General features: G+C 40.8%; 18 protein-coding genes. 5 read left to right on the top strand and 13 right to left on the bottom strand.

Annotated features, from left to right (window positions below; all coding sequences use genetic code 11):
• Positions 1-5: 5 nt before the first annotated feature.
• Together MCBB_RS00435 and MCBB_RS00430 are read right to left on the bottom strand one after the other, a co-directional pair.
• Complete coding sequence (locus tag MCBB_RS00435) at positions 6-737, bottom strand: HAD family hydrolase (RefSeq protein WP_071905757.1); 732 nt, start codon at positions 735-737, stop codon at positions 6-8.
• A gap of 113 nt (positions 738-850) precedes the next feature.
• A complete protein-coding gene (locus MCBB_RS00430) occupies positions 851-2,146 on the bottom strand; it encodes an amidohydrolase family protein (protein WP_145975978.1) in 1,296 nt (431 codons plus the stop codon).
• 216 nt (positions 2,147-2,362) lie between these two features.
• On the opposite strand from MCBB_RS00430, the gene hisG reads away from it, so the two are divergent.
• Positions 2,363-3,223 (top strand): ATP phosphoribosyltransferase, encoded by an 861-nt coding sequence (hisG, locus tag MCBB_RS00425; RefSeq protein ID WP_071905756.1) that lies wholly within the window; start codon positions 2,363-2,365, stop codon positions 3,221-3,223.
• A gap of 210 nt (positions 3,224-3,433) precedes the next feature.
• Positions 3,434-4,213 carry a fumarylacetoacetate hydrolase family protein gene (locus tag MCBB_RS00420; protein WP_071905755.1) on the top strand — a complete coding sequence of 260 codons (780 nt, stop codon included), beginning with the start codon at positions 3,434-3,436 and terminating at the stop codon, positions 4,211-4,213.
• 232 nt (positions 4,214-4,445) lie between these two features.
• Here MCBB_RS00420 and MCBB_RS00415 read toward each other — a convergent pair whose 3' ends face one another.
• The 4 genes from MCBB_RS00415 to MCBB_RS00400 all read right to left on the bottom strand — a co-directional run bounded on the left by MCBB_RS00415 (position 4,446) and on the right by MCBB_RS00400 (position 9,410).
• Positions 4,446-4,844, bottom strand: coding sequence for a DUF5518 domain-containing protein (locus tag MCBB_RS00415; RefSeq protein WP_071905754.1), 399 nt, complete (start codon positions 4,842-4,844; stop codon positions 4,446-4,448).
• Between the two features lie 235 nt (positions 4,845-5,079).
• Complete coding sequence (leuS, locus tag MCBB_RS00410) at positions 5,080-7,956, bottom strand: leucine--tRNA ligase (protein ID WP_071905753.1); 2,877 nt, start codon at positions 7,954-7,956, stop codon at positions 5,080-5,082.
• Positions 7,957-8,198: 242 nt separating this feature from the next.
• Positions 8,199-8,513: a divalent-cation tolerance protein CutA gene (gene cutA / locus MCBB_RS00405; protein ID WP_071905752.1), complete on the bottom strand. Its 315-nt coding sequence runs from the start codon at positions 8,511-8,513 to the stop codon at positions 8,199-8,201.
• A gap of 90 nt (positions 8,514-8,603) precedes the next feature.
• Entirely contained in the window at positions 8,604-9,410 is an 807-nt protein-coding gene (locus MCBB_RS00400; RefSeq protein WP_071905751.1) for an NAD+ synthase, read from the bottom strand.
• Between the two features lie 298 nt (positions 9,411-9,708).
• Here MCBB_RS00400 and MCBB_RS00395 point away from each other — a divergent pair, with 298 nt between their 5' ends.
• Together MCBB_RS00395 and MCBB_RS00390 are read left to right on the top strand one after the other, a co-directional pair.
• Entirely contained in the window at positions 9,709-10,707 is a 999-nt protein-coding gene (locus MCBB_RS00395) for an ArsA family ATPase (RefSeq protein WP_071905750.1), read from the top strand.
• A 225-nt stretch (positions 10,708-10,932) separates the two neighbouring features.
• Complete coding sequence (locus tag MCBB_RS00390; RefSeq protein ID WP_071905749.1) at positions 10,933-11,298, top strand: cupin domain-containing protein; 366 nt, start codon at positions 10,933-10,935, stop codon at positions 11,296-11,298.
• A 6-nt stretch (positions 11,299-11,304) separates the two neighbouring features.
• Here the strand turns inward: MCBB_RS00390 and MCBB_RS11915 are convergent, their stop codons facing one another.
• From MCBB_RS11915 to cbiE, 6 genes are all read right to left on the bottom strand, one after another.
• Positions 11,305-12,417: an RDD family protein gene (locus tag MCBB_RS11915; RefSeq protein ID WP_071905748.1), complete on the bottom strand. Its 1,113-nt coding sequence runs from the start codon at positions 12,415-12,417 to the stop codon at positions 11,305-11,307.
• Positions 12,418-12,493: 76 nt separating this feature from the next.
• On the bottom strand, positions 12,494-12,769 hold the full coding sequence (locus tag MCBB_RS00380) for a hypothetical protein (RefSeq protein ID WP_071905747.1): 276 nt from the start codon (positions 12,767-12,769) through the stop codon (positions 12,494-12,496).
• A 6-nt stretch (positions 12,770-12,775) separates the two neighbouring features.
• Entirely contained in the window at positions 12,776-13,510 is a 735-nt protein-coding gene (locus MCBB_RS00375) for a hypothetical protein (protein WP_071905746.1), read from the bottom strand.
• Positions 13,511-13,514: 4 nt separating this feature from the next.
• Positions 13,515-15,134: an Ig-like domain-containing protein gene (locus MCBB_RS11910; RefSeq protein WP_071905745.1), complete on the bottom strand. Its 1,620-nt coding sequence runs from the start codon at positions 15,132-15,134 to the stop codon at positions 13,515-13,517.
• A 13-nt stretch (positions 15,135-15,147) separates the two neighbouring features.
• Positions 15,148-16,587 carry an Ig-like domain-containing protein gene (locus MCBB_RS00365; RefSeq protein ID WP_145975977.1) on the bottom strand — a complete coding sequence of 480 codons (1,440 nt, stop codon included), beginning with the start codon at positions 16,585-16,587 and terminating at the stop codon, positions 15,148-15,150.
• Between the two features lie 468 nt (positions 16,588-17,055).
• A complete protein-coding gene (cbiE, locus tag MCBB_RS00360; protein ID WP_331709795.1) occupies positions 17,056-17,745 on the bottom strand; it encodes a precorrin-6y C5,15-methyltransferase (decarboxylating) subunit CbiE in 690 nt (229 codons plus the stop codon).
• Between the two features lie 99 nt (positions 17,746-17,844).
• Between cbiE and MCBB_RS00355 the strand changes: the two genes are divergently transcribed.
• On the top strand, positions 17,845-19,032 hold the full coding sequence (locus tag MCBB_RS00355) for a redox-regulated ATPase YchF (protein ID WP_071905742.1): 1,188 nt from the start codon (positions 17,845-17,847) through the stop codon (positions 19,030-19,032).
• 146 nt (positions 19,033-19,178) lie between these two features.
• Here MCBB_RS00355 and MCBB_RS00350 read toward each other — a convergent pair whose 3' ends face one another.
• Positions 19,179-20,564, bottom strand: coding sequence for an NAD(P)/FAD-dependent oxidoreductase (locus tag MCBB_RS00350; protein ID WP_071905741.1), 1,386 nt, complete (start codon positions 20,562-20,564; stop codon positions 19,179-19,181).
• Between the last annotated feature and the right edge of the window lie 43 nt (positions 20,565-20,607).

Raw genomic sequence — 20,607 nt, 5'->3', positions numbered from 1 at the left:
AGTTTTTAATGCTGTACTGGATATGAATCTGGATTCACATCTATTCCGCTTTCTGAAGCTATCTTCAAGATTCCTTGGATGTCTTCAAGGTTTTCAAGGACAAAATCTGCACCTGCAGCCTCCAGTTCATCCACAGCAAAATCGCCAGTTGCCACCCCAACTGTTCTAACACAAGACTTCTGACCTGAAAGTATGTCCCGTGGTGTATCACCAACAACGAACACGTTTTTTCTGTCAAAAGCTCCATAAATATCATCAGCACGTTGAAGGGCCAGTTTTACAACCACACTCCTCTGAGCAGCTTCGTTACCGAAACCACCGAATTTGAAGTATTCCCTGAGACCCACCTTACCCAGTTTAAGCCATGCTATGGGTTCCATGTTACCTGTAACGAGTCCTGTTGGTATACCAATCATTTTAAGATTTTCAAGGACATTTTTTGCTCCTGCCAGAGGTATGAGATTCTCTTTGAAGAGGTTGTCCTGGAAGTAGGAGGCCATTCGATTCATACATTCATGGACACCTGCTCTTATTGTTTCTTCGTCCAGATCTTCCTGTGAAAGTATGTTGCAAAGTATCTGAAGGTCCGTCATTCCCTGGAGGTTTGCAACTGATTTTGGGTTTTTTATTCCGTAAACGTCAAGTACTGCATGTTTCATTGCCATGTAATGGTAATGAGAACCTACAAGCAGCGTTTTATCTATGTCGAATAGTATTAGATTTTTTGGATGATCCATGAATCCTTTTTCTCCTGAAAATTTTTTATTTTGTAATATCTTTCAAGTTTCAAAGTCAATATGATTTGAATATGAATTCCAATTTTTAAAAATAAAAAAATGGGTAATCGAATTCACAGTTTCGACAAAAGATCCTCTGATGCTTCCTCAGCCCTTGAGATCACTTCCACCTCATTTATGGTGAGAAGTTCCCTGTTCTTCATTAGCATCTCCCCGTTGCAGATGACTGTGTCAACATCTGCCCCGTTTGCAGAGTAAACAAGGTGGGAAATTGGATTTCTCAGTGGGGTCAGACTTGAGGATTTCATATCCACTAAAATGAGATCTGCCTTTTTTCCAACCTCTATGGTTCCAATTTCATCTTCAAGTCCAAGTGCAGCTGCACCTCCGCGTGTTGCCATATCAAAAACCTTTTGAGCGGGCATTGCAGTTGGATCAAGGGTTGTGACCTTTTGGAGTAGGGCTGCAAGTTTCATCTCCTCGAGGAGGTCCAGGTTGTTGTTGGATGCAGCTCCATCAGTTCCAAGGGACATGCAGATTCCTTTTTCTAGGAGTTTTGACACAGGCGAAACTCCTGATGCCAGTTTCATGTTGCTTGCAGGGTTGTGGGACAGCGCAACACCTCTCTCCTTTATGATGTCCATCTCATCCTCGTCAAGCCAGACTGCGTGGGCTGCAAGGACATCAGATCCCAGAAGTCCGATTTCGTCCAGGTACTCGAATGGCCTTTTCCCACTGGCCTCCATAACATCTTCAACCTCTTTCTGGGTTTCAGAGACATGGATATGGATCCTGAGGCCCTGTTTATCTGCCTCCTTCCTAACTCCCTCAAGAAGTTCCCTTGAGCAGGTGTAGGGAGAGTGAGGTCCGAATGCTACTTTTATCCTGCCATCTGCAGTTTCATGGCATTTATCTATGATTCTCTGGGTTTCTTTAAATTCTGCCTTCCTCTTCTCTTCATCTCCAAGGTCTATCATCCCATGGGAAAGGGTTCCTCTTATCCCTGCCTTATCAGCGGCATCTGCAACATGGTCCATGAAGAAGTACATGTCGTTGAAGCAGGTCGTTCCGGATCGTATCATCTCTGCACAGGCCAGCATAGCACCTGCATAGCAATGTTCACCATCAAGGTTGGCCTCAACAGGCCATATATGGTCGTTCAACCAGGTGTCAAGGGGCATGTCATCTGCAAGACCCCTCATTAGGGACATTGAGAGGTGTGTGTGGGTGTTGACAAGTCCAGGCGATAGAACCTTTCCCTCAGCATCTATCACTTCATCAGCATGGTTTAAAGAGGAATTTGAATAGTCTATCTCGGATATTTTATCATTTTCTGTGATCAATGAACCTTTTTTTATTTCATCACCAATTATTATGGCATTTTTTATGAGAATGGTTTTTGTTTCCACGTGCAACCCCCTTATCATGAAATTTATGATTTTTTTGAACTCTTTATATTTTAATGGAAGAACATAAATATCTACCATTCATAAACCTATTATGTTGCTAATTCACAGGGATTCTTCAATCCCATGGAATCAAGACATGAACAATAATTTAAAATTAAACGTTTTAAAATCATGCTTTTAACGTGTTATTGAATATTTCATTTCAGGAGGATTTAAATGCAAATAAGAATAGCTCTACCGTCAAAAGGGAGAATCAGTGACCCTTCTGTCCAGCTTCTGGGCAAGGCAGGTATTGGTGTGAAGGACACTGCCAACAGAAAGCTTTTTTCAGAGACCTACGATAAGGAGATAAGTGTCATGTTCACAAGGGCCGCAGATATCCCTGAATTTGTTGCTGATGGTGCTGCAGACCTTGGAATAACAGGCATGGACCTCATAGAGGAGAACGAAGCAGATGTGGAGATACTGGAGGATCTGAACTTTGGAAGTGCCAAACTCGTGCTTGCAGTTCCAGAAGACTCTCCAATTAACAACATATCCGATATAAAGGATGGATCAGTTGTTGCAACCGAATTTCCACATTTAACAGAGAAATTCCTCAAAAAAATGGGGATCGATGCCAAGATCGTGGAGTTAAGCGGTTCAACTGAAATTGCACCTTTCATAGGTGTTGCAGACATCATATCCGACCTCACAAGTACAGGTACAACCCTTAAAATGAACCACCTCAAGATAATAGGGACCATAATCGAAAGCTCCATAAAGCTCATCGCCAATAAAAAGAGTTTCAAGGAAAAGAATGAGAAGGTAGAAGCAATAAGAACAGGAATAAAGGGCGTTCTGGACGCTGAGGGTAAGAAACTGGTTATGATGAACGTTGCAGAGGAATACCTTGAAGACGTGAAAATGGCCATGCCAGGACTCACAGGCCCAACAGTATCCAACGTACTATCAAAAAAGGGAATTATGGCTGTTCATGCAGTTGTGGATGAGAAAGATGTTTTCAACCTCGTGAACAAATTAAAGAAGATAGGTGCGCGGGACATACTGGTTGTGCCAATAGAGAGGATCATCTAAACAACCTTTTAAAAGGTTGATCAAAACCTAATTCAAAGAATATTAATAGAAACTTCCAAAACATTCAAAACTTCATAGAAATCTCTTAAATTATTAGTTTTTAATTTTTTTTAAGTTTTTTATACGAATTTAGGTTTTAATATTTTAGGTTTTAATTATAAAATGCAAGGGGAACCTTCTAAAATTTTATAGTATCAATCAGGTGTTAACATGAAACTACTACGATTCAAAGCAGATGGTGTTGAAAAAACAGGGCTCTTAAATGATGATGAGATAACCAAAATCAACTGTTCTATGCTTGAGGCCCTCAATGCTTCAGATATCCACGAATTTAAGACAGAAAATTCTTACAGTCTGGGTGATGTGGATGTGCTGCCACCAGTATCCCCCTCAAAGGTTGTCTGCGTTGGACTGAACTACAGGGACCATGCAAAGGAGCTGGACATGAAACTTCCAGAGGAACCCGTTATATTCATAAAACCCTCAACTGCAGTTACTGGACATCTTAATGATGTTATATACCCCCCATCTTCAACACAGGTTGATTATGAGGCAGAACTGGGGATAGTCATCAAAAAAGAATGTCATAATGTCAACAAAGATGATGCATCTGATTTTATAGGTGGCTACACCATCTTGAATGATGTGACTGCACGTGACAAACAGCGTAAGGATATTCAGTGGACCCGTGCTAAAAGCTTCGATACGTTCGCACCAATAGGTCCCTGCATCGAAACTGAGCTTGATCCAATGGATCAACGCATATCCTTAAAACTCAACAGTGCCGTGAAGCAGGATTCCAACACCAAAAACATGATATTCAATGTTTATGAGCTCGCTGAATTCATATCCCATGTTATGACCCTCAAACCCGGTGACGTCATTGGTACAGGAACCGCTCCAGGTGTGGGGCCAATGCAAATAGGAGACACCGTTGAGGTTGAGGTTGAAGGCATTGGAGTACTTAAAAACTTCATTAAATCAATTTAATACCATATATTTGTTATAATTCTTATTCTAAACTTAAAATACTCCTTTTAATTTTTTTAGAATAATATAATAGGACGGATAATAAAAAAGGACCATCAACTGATTTTTTTTTGATTTAAGTTATTGATAAATGAAGTTATTTGATTAAAAAAAATCTGTGAAAATGTTTTAAAAAAAGTAGGACCTCCAAACCCATCGTGAGATGGATTTACAGATCCTTAGATCTTCTTTTTTATTCAGATTCCTCTGGAGAAGATCTTTCAAGTTCTGATTCTGCTCTCACCAGTGATCCGAAAACTCCACCTGCTGCTGCAAGAATTATCTGCATTATCAGGTATATGATGAGTGTTACAGCTAATGCAACTAGGAGGGTCGTGCTTGCACCTTGTATCATGATCATGGCAATCAGTAGGATCACGTTTATGACACCAGTCACCAATCCCATGAGGGTGCCGTTGAATGCCCCATTTTTGGTGTCTCCACCAACCATGTAACCCACAAGAAGTCCTCCAAGCATCAGGAGAGGGAACATTAAGTTCACACCAGCTATGAAGTAAGATACGAAGTAAAGTATTACAGCAATGGCTGTTCCAATTATAATAGGTCTCCATTGAATCATTTCTTTAACCATATTTTTTCACTTCCTTAAAATCTATGTTAATAAGATTGTAAAGGATATGTATAATAGTTTACCAGATTCACACCCAAATCTATGCCAAATATTATCAGAAGAGTTGTTTAATGGAGGAGCTCTTTTAAAAAAAGGTGTAACAAACTGAATGTGAATTATTTTAATGGGAATTTATACTTAAAACAGTTTAAATAAAAAAAGAAGTTGAATTGATGTTTTGAAACATCAAACCAGTTTATTCCATGTATATTGCAGGTTTGTATGGCGATGCATTCTTTGATTTACCCTCGGGGTCGTAGGTGGGGTCATCATAGACAATAACCTCTGCATCAACTTCCCCTGAGAGGTACTCAAGTGCGTCCTTGATTATGGAGTACTCATCGATCTGGCCAACGTACTTTATACGGGTCATGTCACGGGCTATTTTCTTTGCAAACATTGCAATTTCCTTTTTATCATCGTGGATGTTCTGTTTTGAGGCTTGTCCCATTATCCTGCCGATATCTGGTTTTCCAACTTCCTTGGCAATATCAAAAACCTTCCACTTCCATTCTGGAGCAACGTAAACGTGTATCTTTGTTGGTTTCACATCTATGATCTTTTTTATCTCGTTGATATCGTTTGCAAGGGTTTGAACAATTTCCTCAGCCTTCTGCACCTTCTCATCAATGACTTCATCATGGTACTCAGGCCAGTCTGCTTCTGATGCAAATCCTTTGCCCTGATGATTATTCCAGAGTTCTTCACATGCATGTGGCACGAATGGGGCCATTAAACGTATCCACACTCCAAGGATGTAAGCTAAAACCCTGCTTATTTCCTCCCTTGCAGTTTCATCGTCCAGCTCATGGTTTACACGACGGAAGTAGTGATCTATATCCTTTTTGAAGAGGAAAAGAGATTCCTGAAGTGCTTTTCTTGTCTGGAATCCTTCAAGGGCTTCAGTTGCATCCCTCATCCTCATATTAACCTGGCTGAGCATCCAGCGGTTCACAGGTTTCTCAACCTCAGGAACTGACATGTGATCATTGAGATCTATTTTAGAGCCGTATATCTCATCAACACGGTCTGAAAATTCCATGAACCAGTCAAGACGTTTTTTTATTCCCTTGACCTCTGTTTCCCTCCAGTCGAAGTCCTGCCATGGCTCGGCAGAGGACATCAAGAACAGTCTCACAACATCGGATCCATAGGTCTCTATGGCATCCTCAAGCATGATGATGTTTCCCTTGGATGATGACATTTTATGGCCTTCAAGAAGGCCCATTCCAAATACAACTATTCCCTGTGGCCATTTATCCTCTGGGAATATTGCTGAGTGGTGGAACATGTGAAATGAAAGGTGGTTTCCAACCAGATCCTTAGCAGAAAGCCTCCAGTTAAGTGGGTACCAGTAGCCGAACTCATTCTTTATGTTCTCAATCATCTGCCTGTTTATATTTCCCTGGTACCCCTCACCGGATTTGAGGCCTAAAAAGACTTCGTCGAAGAACTGATCGTTGAGATCCTCGGGGTCTACATCCTTCATGTACTTGGCAATGGTGTAGTAGGCCATGTAGATGGTTGAGTCGCTTAAAGGCTCGATTATCCAGTTTTTGTTCCATGGAAGCTTCGTTCCAAGTCCCAGCCTTCTTGAGCATGCCCAGTCCTGAAGCCATCCAATGTAGTAGTTGAAGTTGGAGCGAACCTCCTCCGGAACTATGTTCATGCCTTCAAGACATTTGTAGGTGGATTCCTTCCAGTTTTCATCGGAGTACTTGAGGAACCACTGGTCGTCAAGGATTTTAACAACACATTTAGTTCCACACCTGCATATAACCGGTCTTTCAGAGAATTCATACATGATGTCTCCTTTTTTATCTGCCACAAGGATTTCTATGATTTTATCCCTTGCATCAGATACTGAAAGTCCCTTGTATTCACCAGTCTTTTCTGCCATTACTCCCTTTGCATGTTCGAGTTTGTATATCTCGTTTGTGGCATCCTTGAGTTTTGGATGGTTCTGGTTTTCAACCCCGAACTTCTGGATCATCTCCTGGGCAGGTATCTCCCCAAAGCCCTTGAGATTTATTATACCAACAGGCTGCAGTGCCTGAACTTCTTCTGTTATACCGTACTTCTCAAGCTGCTCCGTGTCAGCCTTAAGATCCATGAGTGCTATGTAATCTGCTGGAGCATGCCCCGGTACCGAGTAAACAACACCTGTTGCATACTCGGGATCAACAAAGGATGCAGGCAGTATTATGTGTTCAGCACCTGTTAATGGGTTTTTAACGTATTTACCTATCATTGAGGGAGCATCGACATCTGATACTATTGATACATCCTTTTTCTGGTTGATTATGTTGTCGTAGGATTGTCTGCTCACGATCCAGGTTTCATCATCAACTTTTACCCGGACGTACTCTGATTCAGGGTTAAGCCAGAGGTTTGTAGCTCCGAAAAGGGTTTCAGGACGGAAGGTGGCTGCAACGAGGTAATCGTTTCCAATCTGGAATTTTACAAGGGTAAGTTCGTTTATTCCAACACCCTCACCTTCCAGGAGGTCATGGTCCCCTACAGGATTCTGGCATTCTGGACAGTACTTAACAGGATGTTCCCCTATCCTTACAAGGTCCTTTTCCTTGAGTTTTCTGAACTGCCATTCAATGAACTTCTGGTAGTGAGGGTCTATGGTCCTGAATTCCCTCCTCCAGTCGATGGAGTAGCCCATCCTGTTCATTACATCGTGGTACTCTGTGCTGAAGTACTTCACTATGTACTGAGGGTCTGTGAACTTCTGAAGTTCATCTTCAGGGACTTTATGGACGTTTTTGTAGATATCAAGTGTCCATGGGTCCTGTCTTTTGATCCTCTTTGCTATTCCTATGACAGGGGCACCTGTAACGTGCCATGCCATTGGGAAAAGGACGTTGTAGCCCTGCATTCTCTTAAATCGAGCATAAACATCAGGTACTGTGTAGGTTCTTCCATGTCCCACATGCATTGCACCGCTTGGGTATGGATAAGCCACCGTTAGGAATATTTTCTCCTTTTCACTTGGATTTGACTCGAATAATTTTGATTCCTGCCATTTCTTCTGCCATTTCTCTTCAATTTTAATATCTGTCAACTGATCACCGCCATAATAAATTAAATGATTTATTTTTGTTAGTTTAATGAATTTTAATGGTTATTCGAATGTTTAATTTTGTAGAGGTTTAGTTGATTGTAAAGGATATTTCATCTGCGGATATTATCTGTAGATGATGTTTTTTTAAGTCCAATGGATTAAATTCTAATGAATAATTTGGGGTTTTTAATTCCTAAGGAAGTGTTGAAATCTTTTTAACTGGAATTTAATTTCAAAGGGATTTAGTCCAAAAGCTCGCTTCTCATCCATTCCAGATAATCCGGAGAACCACTTTTTATTTCAAACTCAAGTATACATGGTATATCATAGCTGTGTACCCTTTTAACCCTCTCTGTAACCTCAGGAACCTTGTTTGAGAGGGTCTTTGCAATTAAAAGGGACTCTGAATCCTCTTCTATTTCCCCGTTCCAAAGGTACGTGGATTCTATCCTTGGAACTATGTTCGTGCATGCAACCAATTTCTCCTTCAGAAGAATTTTTGCTATTTTCTTTGATTCTGAAACTCCAGAAGTTGTTATGTATACAAATGAATACATTTCAATCCCCTTTTAATCAATTCATGAATGAATTTCAAGATCTGTTAATTTCAGCATGAATTAAGGTTATATTAATGTTTAACCTTAGTTTCATCTTACAAGTGCAATTGGTGCAGGTTTTAGTTTGTGTTCTGCAGCCAACACCATTCCTCCTATCCTTAAAACTTCTTCAACTGGGATTTCAAGTTCATCTGCAATTTCCTGGTCTTCCATTTTCTCATCAACCAAGAGGTATAGAAGATTGTCCAGCGTCTCGTACTTCATGCCCAGTTCATCTTCATCTGTCTGTCCAGCCCAGAGTCCTGCTGTTGGGGCTTTCTCTATGATTTCAACTGGAACCTTGAGGTGTGAGGCCAGTGCACGGACATGATTTTTGTAGAGGTCACCTATTGGGAGAACGTCCACCCCTCCATCACCGTACTTGGTGAAGTAGCCCACAAGAAGCTCTGTCCTGTTTCCTGTTCCAACAACGAGTCTTTTCATTGCATTTGCATGGTAGTATAGGATGAGCATACGCATCCTTGCCTTGAGGTTGGCACCTGCAAGTGCGGCGTTGTAACCCTCACCTGAATGAATGCAGAGATCCTTGAAGGGTGAGATCAAATCATCAACTTCCACTGTTTCATATTCTATTCCCAGTGCCTCTGCAACTTTCACTGCATCTTTAACATCCTCTTTAGATGTTGTTTCACTTGGCATTACAAGTCCAAGGATATTGTCCCTTCCAAATGCCCTTTCACAGAGGTAAGCTGTTGTTGATGAATCCAAGCCTCCACTTAAACCTATAACAACTCCTTCTGTTTTTGATTGACGCAATCTGTCTTTCAAGAAGTTGCAAATTGTTTCTACGGTTTTTTCTTCATTTATAGGAGGGATACCTCTGTTTTCTCCGTGCATATGTACCACTTTTCTTAGATTCTCCAATAGTTATACTGCAGGAACTAAAAACAACAATCCAACAAAGTTTTTAAAACTTCAAATGATTTTAGGAACTTCTCTGGAGCCCCTGAAAATTTTTTTTATGAATCCTGCTTCCAAGCGATCTCTAGTTATATATCTTTTGTATAATATTCATTTGCACAATTTTTATAAGCATGCATCGATCTACATAAGATAACATATAAATCAGTGTAACGTATCAAACAGAAAATCAGATAGGTTATCTGCTTTTGATACAAAGAATGGAGGGCATAAAATGGCATTTAAAGACCTTTTCAAGTTCAACAAAGGAAAAACAACATTTGTATTCATAGGTGGTAAAGGAGGAGTCGGTAAAACAACCATCTCCGCAGCAACAGCACTCTGGTGTGCAAGACAAGGACAAAAAACTCTGATCATATCCACAGACCCTGCTCACTCTCTCACAGACTCGTTCGAAAAGAACATTGGTCACAACCCAACACCAATAGCTGAAAACCTTGAAGCATTGGAAATAGACCCTGAAATTGCTATGAAGGATTATCAGGCAAAGATGAAGGAACAACAGGCACTTAACCCTGGAATGGACATGGGTATGATGCAGGACCAGATGGACATGGCTTCAATGTCCCCTGGAATAGATGAGGCAGCTGCATTCGACAAGTTCCTCCAGTACATGATGACCGATGAGTACGACATGGTCATATTTGACACAGCACCAACAGGACACACCCTCAGATTCCTTTCCTTCCCTGAAATGATGGATTCATGGGTTGGAAAGATGATAAAAGTTCGAAGACAGATTGGAAGTATGGCAAAAGCCTTCAAAAACATCATGCCATTCATGGGTGATGAAGAGGAAGAGGACAAGGCAATGGAGGACCTTGAAGCAACCAAAAAACAGATCAGGGAAGCAAGGGGAATTATGGCAGACCCTGAGAGAACAACCTTCAAAACCGTTGTCATACCAGAGGAAATGTCCATCTACGAATCTGAAAGGGCTGTTGAGGCACTTCACAAGTTCAACATCAACACCGATGGTGTTATAGTCAACCAGATCCAGCCGGAGGAAGCTGACTGTGACTTCTGTAAAGCCAGGAGACAGATCCAGGAACAGCGCCTGAAAACCATACAGGAAAAATTCGGCGACCAGGTCATAGCCGAAATACCACTCATGAGCCACGAGGTTAAGGGAATGGACCAGCTCAAGGAGATTGGAAACATCCTCTACGGTGAAGATGCTGAAGAGGGTAAAGGACCTATAGCACTTAACTGAATTCTTTAAAGGTTTTTTAAAACCTTATTTTTTATTTTTAAGTGATTTAAGCTTTTTTTATCGTGTTTGTCTTAATATAAATACATAACATACGTATAATTCTCAATTATAATAATTTTAAATCTAAATTCTAAAATTTAATCCCGACCATCAATTTAATTTCATTAAAAATTCATTAAAATCTATTGATTTTATTAAAAATTTATAAAAAAAGGAGACTGTTTTATGCTTATAAAAGACATCACAAAATCAGAATACTTCAAAGCAATGGATGAAACATTCTTAACTGAGCTTTTGCACCCTAGAAATGAGGGCATTGATATGGGGTGCAGCATAGCCCATGCAGTTTTAGGTCCTGGGAAAAAATCACTACCCCACATGCTCAAAAAGTCCGTTGAGGTTTACATCATACTTCAGGGCAGCGGCGTGATGCACATCAATGAGGAGGAGTGTGTGGTTGAACCAGGACAGGCTGTTTACATTCCCCCAGAAGCTGTGCAGTGGATTGAAAATGTTTCAGGGGAAGATTTGAAGTTCCTATGTGTTGTGAGTCCTCCGTGGAGTGAGGATGATGAGGAACTCTGTCTTTGATACCCTTTATTTTTTAATTACAACTGTTTTGGCTGCCATATCACCGATTCTCTGGTTTTTGTCAGATATTGCCATTACAATAAGGGCACCTAAGCCTGGTAAGAGGTAGGGCATCAGATCCACCACCAAGAGTATGGTTCTCAGGAAACTTTTAAGCAATCCTATCTTCTCATGGGGAGAATCTGTTACAACCTCTATTCCAATGGCCATTTTACCAATTGTCTGACCTTCTATCTGAAAGAGTACGAAGTAGATGAATGAAGCAAACAAACTCAGAACCAACCATACCATCGTGGATAGATCAGAGTTGGTTGTGTCTGAATTTGGAATCACCATTATGGTGATTATCAGCAATCCAAAACTGAAGACCCCCAGGACTATGAAATCCACCAGAAACGCCAGAAACCTGTTTAGAAGTGTTGCGTACTCAACCAACTCTGTTCCACACTCTGCACAGTAGAGTGCACCTTCAATGTTCGCTTTGTGACATGCCGGACAGTACACAGGTTTTGAAGATGTCTGAAGACGGTTGTAACTTGTATGTAACGGTTCATGATCATTTGAAGGTTCAGAGTGAGATTTTACATGGGAGTAAGAGTTTACAGGTTTTGAAGGTACTTCCATGTCCAGTGGTTTTCTTGTTTCTTCTTTAAAATGTTTTTCAGGGGTATTTTCATCATGTAATGCAGGTGGCACTTCAATTTCATTAACAATTTCTTTACCTGAATTTTCCACGTATTTGAAGTTCTTTTCGTTGAAAAGTCCTGAAGTTGTAGTTTCAGCATTTTCTCTTTCAAGGCCCCCTGCTTCCTGAACTGGTTCCTGATCAGGCACAGATACCGATGAAACTTCTCCCCTACTTTCTGCAAGTCTTCTGCTGATTTCCTTGTTTGAATAAGTTTTAACCTCTTTTGGCTCTTCTGGTTCTTCTCCCTTTATTAAGTTGTAAACGAATGATGCCAGTACAGTTGAAACAGTTAAAACAATTAATCTATCAAATGGATGGTCACTTGGCTCATAATTAGGCCATAAAGTTTGAATACCTATGGCAAAAAGCACCATTACCCCTATAAAGGTTAAAATTCCTGCAAAAACTCCCACAGTCTTTCTTGAAATCATGAAAATCAACTCCTTAAAAGTATTATTTTTTTAAATATTGCAATGAAGATAGTATCACAGCTGATATAAATAGGGTTTATGTTTTATTATTTTTTATTTCATCAAGCTTCCTGGAGATATCTTCACTTTTTACACTGGATTTTTCCTTTTCAACAGTACCATCAACAGTATCAACCTTTATAAGATTATAAACCACCGAAGCCAGCACAAAACATATAAACAAACCCATAATCCTTATAAGCAGATTTCCTGGGGATTGACCAATATAACCCACGGACAAAGCAATTACCGTACCCGATCCAATGAAAACAACCACTGCAGCTACCACTGCAAAAAAATTCCTAAACCCCATAAACCATCACATCAACCTAGTAATATCCGTGTTCAAAAGCTTGAAATAAGTCTTATAAGCCATTAAAAGATCAAATTCCACTATCTCCAACCGATCATCGTTCACAGCACAACAAGCCGCAAGAAACAAAATAAAAGCACCCTCCGTAGCCGTGAACTTAGTATCCACAGTTTTATGTTCTTCTATAAACTTATCACAATTAAGTTCATGCAGTTTTCCGTGTAACTTTTTCACTTTTTTGTCTTTCCAGTTCATTTTCTTAAGTTTGAGGAAGTATTCAGCAGTAACCTCTTGGGGGTTAGTAAGTGTGTCAAACTGGTCTAATCCCCTCATAACACGCTCATCCAAACCACCATACAATAGCCTAATAAAATCCTCATGAACAAGAGAACTACCTTTATAAACATAATAAATATCCTCAAAAACACGATACATCACATAAAAAGTTAAAAATTCTACTAAATCCGTAATAGGTGGAAAATAAAGCACAGGACTACTTAAATTCTCACGTGCAAGATTCACAACACGAATATTACCCTTTTCCGCATCACTATACTCAAAATCCTCCCCACTAACACCATCCTCCATCTTAAAAGCCTTAAAATATTCCCAATACACATCCGACCCCGTCAACTCCAAAATATCATCTAATACCCCTTCCAAACCATCAACATAACCAAACTCATCAACCAAACTCTTCTTTAAACTATCAATAGACCTTAAAGGATCAAAAATTCCCATCTTATTACCACCATTTTAAGATTTTTCCAACAGTTTTGCCTACATTTTTCACAGCATTAACAGCTTTTTTTACCGTGTTTTTTACTGTTTTAACTACTTTTTTTGCAACTTTCTTAACAACTCTAACAGTTTTTTTAACCACTTTTTTAACGGTTCTCACTACTTTCTTAGCAGCCTTTTTAACGGTTTTCACAGTTTTTTTAACCACTTTTTTAACGGTTTTTACTGCCTTTTTAGCTGTTTTAACAATTTTAACAGCAGTGTTCTTAACAGTTTTAGCTGTGTTTTTCACAATCTTCTTGACTGTGTTAACTGTATTCTTAACTTTATTAACAACTTTTTTGGTTGCCACTTTCACTGCATTAGGAATTAGTTTCTTTCCCTCGACAATTAGCTTCTTACCAATATCCTTCACCGTACTGCCCAACCACTTAGCATTACTAACAACAGATTCTATGGTTTCATTCCAAGCCTTCTTAATATTATTTGGATTCCAACTATTCGGATTAAAAATAGTTGTAACAGACTTCACAGTATCATAACCAAACAAACGCTTATAAACAGAACTCTCAATAATTTTCCTCAACACTTCTTTGCCAGAAATCCCCGCAACCAACTCCAAACACGCTGGAATCAAACCCAAACTAGGATCCAACAAAGAACTCAACTTCGAAGAAACACCCAAAAAAGCCTCAACAGGATCCTTTGTAAAAATACCCAATTTTCTGAGAAGCCCAGTCACAGGTTCTTGAATTTTACGCCAATACTTCATAAGTACTGAGCTTTTGGTGAGTAATTTACCTGCAAGCGTTCCCAATCGACCAATAGGAATAACTGAAACTAAAAGGAGTAAAAAACTCCCAACAGACAAATCACCATTCTCATCCACACCCGTAAAGAACTTAATAACCTGCTTAATATTTTCCCCACCCCACGTATGGTCGAGGTTACTGTAACCGTAAATATGGAAAAAATCATAGTTAAAGAAATCCCAAACATTACCGGTTGTCCAAGCCTTCTGACCAGCCTGAATCAACTTATCCCATGTATAAAACTGATAAAAAAATGGATTAAAAGGATTCTCCAAAAACGCAGCAGAACCACCATAAACAGAACCCTTCACATTACAAGCCCAAGAATTACCCGCATAACTCAAAAACCCATCCAACAAACCAGAAGACGATGAAGATATAGCAGACAAACCCCCACCAAAGACAGGAAAAACCACCTTGCCAGCCACAGTACTCTGAGAACCGCCTTTAACAGTTGAAACACCTGTGGTGTGGCCATGTGTTCCAGAAGATGATGAAGATTTTATGGTGGAACCAGATACAGGAAATAGTGATGTCTTTGTAGAACTTGATGCTGGTAAAGTTGATGTGGAAGCGGTTCCATGATTGGGATTAACCACAGGGTTGTTCACAGTGAAAGTCAGGGTTGTGCTGCCTGTATTTCCCAAAGCATCAACAGCCTTCAGAAGTACGTTATACTTACCGTTTCCACTGGAAACCGTGTACGGTATTGTCCAGGTTCCATCTGCCTGTTTCTTGAGTGTGTAGGTTTTACCCAAAATAAGGGCAGTAACGCTCTGAGTATCAGAATCAGAAGAAGCCTTAACAGTCAAATTACCACCTGTTCTAAGTGTAACAGGTGTTACACTGCCCTTCACAGTTGGCCGTGTTATCCACAGTGAAGTTTAAATCAACAGTGCCAGTGTTACCATATGAATCCAGCACCGTTAAAATAACGCTGTAAACACCACTAGAAACCCCAGGTACCGTGTACTGCAATGTCCACGCACCATTTGATGATTGGGTGAGATTGTAAGTTTTTTGGAGTATCAAAGCTGTTACACTGACTGCAGGATTATTGACATTTGCAGTGACAGTTACCTTATCACCGGACCTTACAATGACAGGCTGCAAATTCCCTGTCACATTTAAGGGTGCACTGATCGAAGTTAGGAATATATCAGGCAATCCATTGTTATCATCCACCACAACGTTGTCAGCCCATGACCCAAAGGCTATCTTCGTACCGTCAGCATTCACAGAAGGGCCAAAACTATCTGCATCAGTTCCTGTACCGTTCCAGGACATGGTTACAATCTGTGTTGTGTTGAGCAACCTGTCCCTAACAAAAACATCGGTAAAACCGTTAACATCGCCCGGAACCAGACTATCCACATAACTGTGGCTGAAGCGTGCTGCAGCCAATGCAACACGCGGTCGGATGTAGCCCGATGTGAAAACAACGTATCTGCCGTCTGCACTGATGGAAGGATGATCACTATCTGTCACTGCCTCCTGTCCAGTACTTGAAACACTGACGCGTTCAAGTGAACCTGAAATTCTGTCAAAAACAAAGACATCCTTCCTCCAGTTAGTGTCATCGCTGACAAGATTATCAGCATAGGATGTGAAGGCCACGTAACGACCATCACCACTGATGGACGGTTCATAACTCATTCCATCAGATTCTGTGCCATTTGAAGCTGTACTTATCCTTAAAAGTTTATTCAAGGTCTGGTCGTAGAGGAATATATCAGAACAACCGTTACCATCATCAGTTACCAGGTTGCTGGCATCGGATACAAAGGCAATGAACCTACCATCACCATTTACTGAAGGAGTATCACTATATGAATTCGCCTCAGTACCATTTACAGCCAAGCTGATCCTTTTCATGGAATCTGACGTTCTGTCGAAGACGAAAACATCATCACAACCATTACCATCACCAGACACTAGATTAGTGGCACTGGAAACAAAAGCAACGTAACGACCATCACCGCTGATGGAGGGAGCATAACTGTTACCATTGGATTCACCACCATTGGGGTGACTTATGAGGGTTGTAACTCCAAGTAGCATGTCACGGACAAAGATATCATCACAACCATTACCATCCTCAGGGACCAGATTCGTTGCTTCAGAACTGAAAACCACGTAACGACCATCAGCACTGATAACAGGCTCAGCATTATAATTATTAGAAGCATTACCCCAAGAAGAAACACTTACAACACAGGTAGTGTTCGCTGCAGATACAGAACCCGTCATCAAAACAACAAACAAAGCAAAAATCAGCAAAATGCTTTAAATCTTAAATTATAAACCCTAGCCATCGTTATCACTGCATATCAACATAATTTATCCTTAAAAAAGGACATTTAATCTATTAAAACTATTTAAACCATTAAATAAGATATAAAAATGTTTTAATTATTAAAATAAAAATTCTAATAAATTTAAAACATATTACAAATATTAACATGGAATATACTCTAAAGAGATCAAAATACGCCTTTTAAACCCTTTAAAATAATAATACTTGTAATAGTATCATATAATAAATAGTTTACGATAATACTTGATTAATACGAAGTCCAGTGAACTAACTACAAAGTGCACCAATTAACATACAAAAACTGCGAAAGAATGAACGGATGTATAGAAAAGAGGTTAAAATCTAAAAAAAGACTCAAATTTAAAGCAAACTCTAATTTAGTGATCTTAATATTCAGACAATCTGGTAAATAAACTTCAGTAGACAACCACAACGCACATGTAACCAAACTCCATATCCAGAACTTCACCCAAACTGGTTTCAACAACCCTCTCATCAGGGTAACTCATCTTCTCGCAGACTACAATCCTTCTTTCGGATTCAACACCCGAATCCATGAGGAAATCCGCAAGTTCCCCCACACCACGGTTCGGGAGGATTATAGTTGGTCTTCCATTGCCTATAAGTTTCAGAATATCCTCTGAGTTTCCCTTTCCATGCATTGTAACGATGTCTGCATCGTCCCAGGGTATCAAAAGCCTTGCAGAACACATCTGAACCGAACCCACACCAGGAACCACCTCAACCTCAACTTCCACCCCGAGGTCCTCCCTGAGTCTCAGGAGGGGTTTGAGCGTGCCTGAAAATCCAGGATCCCCTGTTGAAAGCACTGCCGTGTCCTTAGACGCAGCTTCCATGATTGCTTGGGTTAAAACTTCCTGAACGTTGCGCGCCCCAAGTTCAATCCTCTCACCAGCGGCTTCAGGGAAAAGTTCCAGTGCCCTGGTGCTTCCAACGATAACATCCACTGATTTCACAGTTTCAATAGCTTTAAGTGTCAGATATTCCCTTGATCCTGGCCCAGTTCCCACAACGTAGAGCTTTGACATGTTTCTGATTATCTCACATCCTTTACTTATAATTAACCATGGAATAGGTATTAACAAGGAATAGTTTCCTGAAATGCGAAATCGTTATTTAAATGTTTCTTTAAATAGTTGATCAGCAATTGAGAATTAAATAAAGGAAATATTGGAGAATATAAAATGCTTCAAATCGCTGTAACAGGAAAACCTAACGTTGGAAAATCATCATTCTTTAATTCCGCAACCCTCTCAGAGGCAGAGGTTGCAGGCTACCCATTCACAACCATAGACGCAAACAAGGCAGTTGGCCATGTTGTAAGCACCTGCCCATGCACCCAACTTGAGCTGACATGCAGCCCAAGAAACTCCAAGTGCGTTGAGGGCAAAAGACTCATACCGGTTGAGCTTGTGGACGTTGCAGGTCTCGTACCAGGTGCACATGAAGGCAGAGGTCTTGGAAACAAATTTTTAGACGACATGATGCAGGCAAAGGTTCTACTGCATATCATAGATGCCTCAGGCTCTACCGATGAGGAGGGAAGGCCATGCGAAGCCGGATCCCACGATCCACTCGAGGACATCAACTTCCTCCAGCACGAAATAGTGATGTGGCTCATGAGCATACTCAAGAAGAACTGGAACCGCATGGTACGAAAGGTCATGTCAGAACACCTTGACTTTGCAAAGGTCATAGCTGAACAATTCAGTGGTATAGGCATGGCCCTTGAAGATGTTATAGAAGCAAAAAGGATCATAACAAAGGATTACGACAAATGGGAAGATGAAGACATCATAACCTTCCTGGAGGATCTTCTCCAACGCTCAAAACCCACAATAATCGTTGCAAACAAGGCAGATACACCAACAGCAGCGGAAAATATCAAGAGACTTCAGGAAAAGTATGAGAACGTTATCCCTGCATCTGCAGAGTCTGAACTGGCACTTGTCCGTGCAGCTGAGGCAGGGCTCATAAGTTACGTTTCAGGAGATTCTGACTTCGATGTTCTGGACCCTGAGAAACTGAGCTCTCAGCAGCTGAAGGCCCTTGAGTACATAAGGGAACATGTTCTCCAGAAGTACGGAAGCACCGGAGTCCAGGAAGCTCTTAACATGGCTGTTTTCAAGGTTCTGGACATGATAGTTGTTTATCCTGTTGAGGATGAGCACAAGTACTGCGACCAGAAGGGCAACGTGCTTCCAGATGCTATACTCATAAAAAAAGGTTCAAAACCAAGGGATCTTGCCTACGTGATACACACCGATATCGGTGAGAGCTTCATGCATGCAATAGATGCTAAAAAGGGCATGAGGGTTTCAGGCGACTACGAACTTGAGGAAGGGGATATCATCAGTATTGTTTGCAGGTGAAACCACCTTAAAAAAATATTTATTCTGTTTAAACCGTTGTTTTGATTATTTTAAAATTTTATTTATTTTAAAAAGAGTAATGAAAATATTTAAAAATATATTTAATAATTCTAAAGGTAGTTATAAAATAATTTATAAAATACTTATTAAGTCTTATTTTCACCCAAAAGTGTTCTTGCTGCAATTATCCCAGTTGCTGCAGCCCCAACAATTCCCCTGGAAACTCCAGCCCCGTCCCCAGCAACGTAGAGTCCTTTCACACTTGTTTGGAGTTTTTTGTTCACCTCAACCCTCATTGCGTAGAGTTTTATCTCTGGGGCGTAGATCAGGGTTGAATCAGATGCAACTCCAGGTATCACCTTATCAAGGGCTTCAAGTCCCTCAAGTATGTCCACAACAAGTCTGTGGGGCAGTGCCATTGCCACATCCCCAGGTGTCACGCTTTTAAGGGTTGGAAGCACGTTGCTACGTTCTATTCGCTTCCAGGTTGACCTTCTACCTGCCCTCAGATCACCAAGCCTCTGTATCAGTGGTTTTCCACCACCGAGGGTTGTTGTTATGCTTGCAATGGATGATGCATAGGCTGATGTGTCCTCAACAGGTTCTGTGAGTTCCACTCTCACAAGGAATGCGAAGTTGGTGTTTTCAGATGTTTTTTCCTGCATTGAGTGGCCGTTAACTCCTGTGAAGTTGTTATAAACCTCTTCAACAACAAAACCTTTGTTGCAGGTGCAGAAGGTTCGGACGAAGTCATCGTAGGTTTTGGTGTTTATGTGGAACTTGGGATCCCAGTTTATACTGGTTACGTGGTCCATCACAATCTGGGGAACCTCAACCCTGACTCCAACATCCACAGGGTTGTGTTTTATAGGAATTTGAAGCTTTTTCATCTCTCCAGCAAGCCAAGCTGAACCTATCCTGCCTGGCGCAGCCAGGATGTAACTGCATTCCACTTCAAAGTTACCTTCTGCATTTCTGAGTCTGGCCCCCTTCACCTCTCCATCATCAACTACGAGCTCTGTGACCTCTGTTTGAAGCAGGAATTTAACACCTTTAGATTCAAGTTCCTGTTTTATGGAGTTTATTATGGCGGGTGTTTTGTCGGATCCCATGTGTCTCTGGATTATTGGTATGAATTTTATTCCTGATGCTGCTGATTCCCTTAAAACCCCTGATACTTCAGTTTCATTGGGTGCGTAGAGTTTCTCTGTGGCCCCATGTTTCAGGAAGAGGTCATCAACTTGGTGTACGATGCTCCATGCCTTGTCAAGGCTTACGAATTCCTCGAGGTTGCCCCCTATGTCGGGTCTGAGGTTGAGTTTGCCGTCTGAAAGTCCTCCTGCGCCTCCAAGTCCAGTGTTTATGTTGCATGGTGAGCATCGTCTGCACCTGCCGTTTTGAAGTGCCATGCAGATCCTCCCTTCCATAGCCCTTCCCCTGTCAGCAACCACGACCTTAAGATCCCCTGCCAGTTCCCCTGCTGCAAAGAGGCCTGCAGGACCTGCACCAATTATCAGAACATCACACTTCATTTTAACACCTAAACCCCCATTATTTTCCTGAATATCCCTTTAT

The organism is Methanobacterium congolense (genome assembly GCF_900095295.1).
Taxonomy (GTDB): Archaea; Methanobacteriota; Methanobacteria; order Methanobacteriales; family Methanobacteriaceae; genus Methanobacterium_C; species Methanobacterium_C congolense.
This window is presented reverse-complemented; position numbering and strand designations above follow the sequence as displayed.

Coding starts and splice junctions, on each gene's coding strand:
- MCBB_RS00375 (WP_071905746.1), bottom strand. CDS start 13,510: ATGGGAATTTTTGATCCTTTAAGGTCTATTGATAGTTTAAAGAAGAGT.
- MCBB_RS00390 (WP_071905749.1), top strand. CDS start 10,933: ATGCTTATAAAAGACATCACAAAATCAGAATACTTCAAAGCAATGGAT.
- MCBB_RS11915 (WP_071905748.1), bottom strand. CDS start 12,417: ATGATTTCAAGAAAGACTGTGGGAGTTTTTGCAGGAATTTTAACCTTT.
- MCBB_RS00420 (WP_071905755.1), top strand. CDS start 3,434: ATGAAACTACTACGATTCAAAGCAGATGGTGTTGAAAAAACAGGGCTC.
- hisG (WP_071905756.1), top strand. CDS start 2,363: ATGCAAATAAGAATAGCTCTACCGTCAAAAGGGAGAATCAGTGACCCT.
- MCBB_RS00435 (WP_071905757.1), bottom strand. CDS start 737: ATGGATCATCCAAAAAATCTAATACTATTCGACATAGATAAAACGCTG.
- MCBB_RS00415 (WP_071905754.1), bottom strand. CDS start 4,844: ATGGTTAAAGAAATGATTCAATGGAGACCTATTATAATTGGAACAGCC.
- MCBB_RS00350 (WP_071905741.1), bottom strand. CDS start 20,564: ATGAAGTGTGATGTTCTGATAATTGGTGCAGGTCCTGCAGGCCTCTTT.
- MCBB_RS00355 (WP_071905742.1), top strand. CDS start 17,845: ATGCTTCAAATCGCTGTAACAGGAAAACCTAACGTTGGAAAATCATCA.
- cutA (WP_071905752.1), bottom strand. CDS start 8,513: ATGTATTCATTTGTATACATAACAACTTCTGGAGTTTCAGAATCAAAG.
- MCBB_RS00380 (WP_071905747.1), bottom strand. CDS start 12,769: ATGGGGTTTAGGAATTTTTTTGCAGTGGTAGCTGCAGTGGTTGTTTTC.
- MCBB_RS00400 (WP_071905751.1), bottom strand. CDS start 9,410: ATGCACGGAGAAAACAGAGGTATCCCTCCTATAAATGAAGAAAAAACC.
- MCBB_RS00395 (WP_071905750.1), top strand. CDS start 9,709: ATGGCATTTAAAGACCTTTTCAAGTTCAACAAAGGAAAAACAACATTT.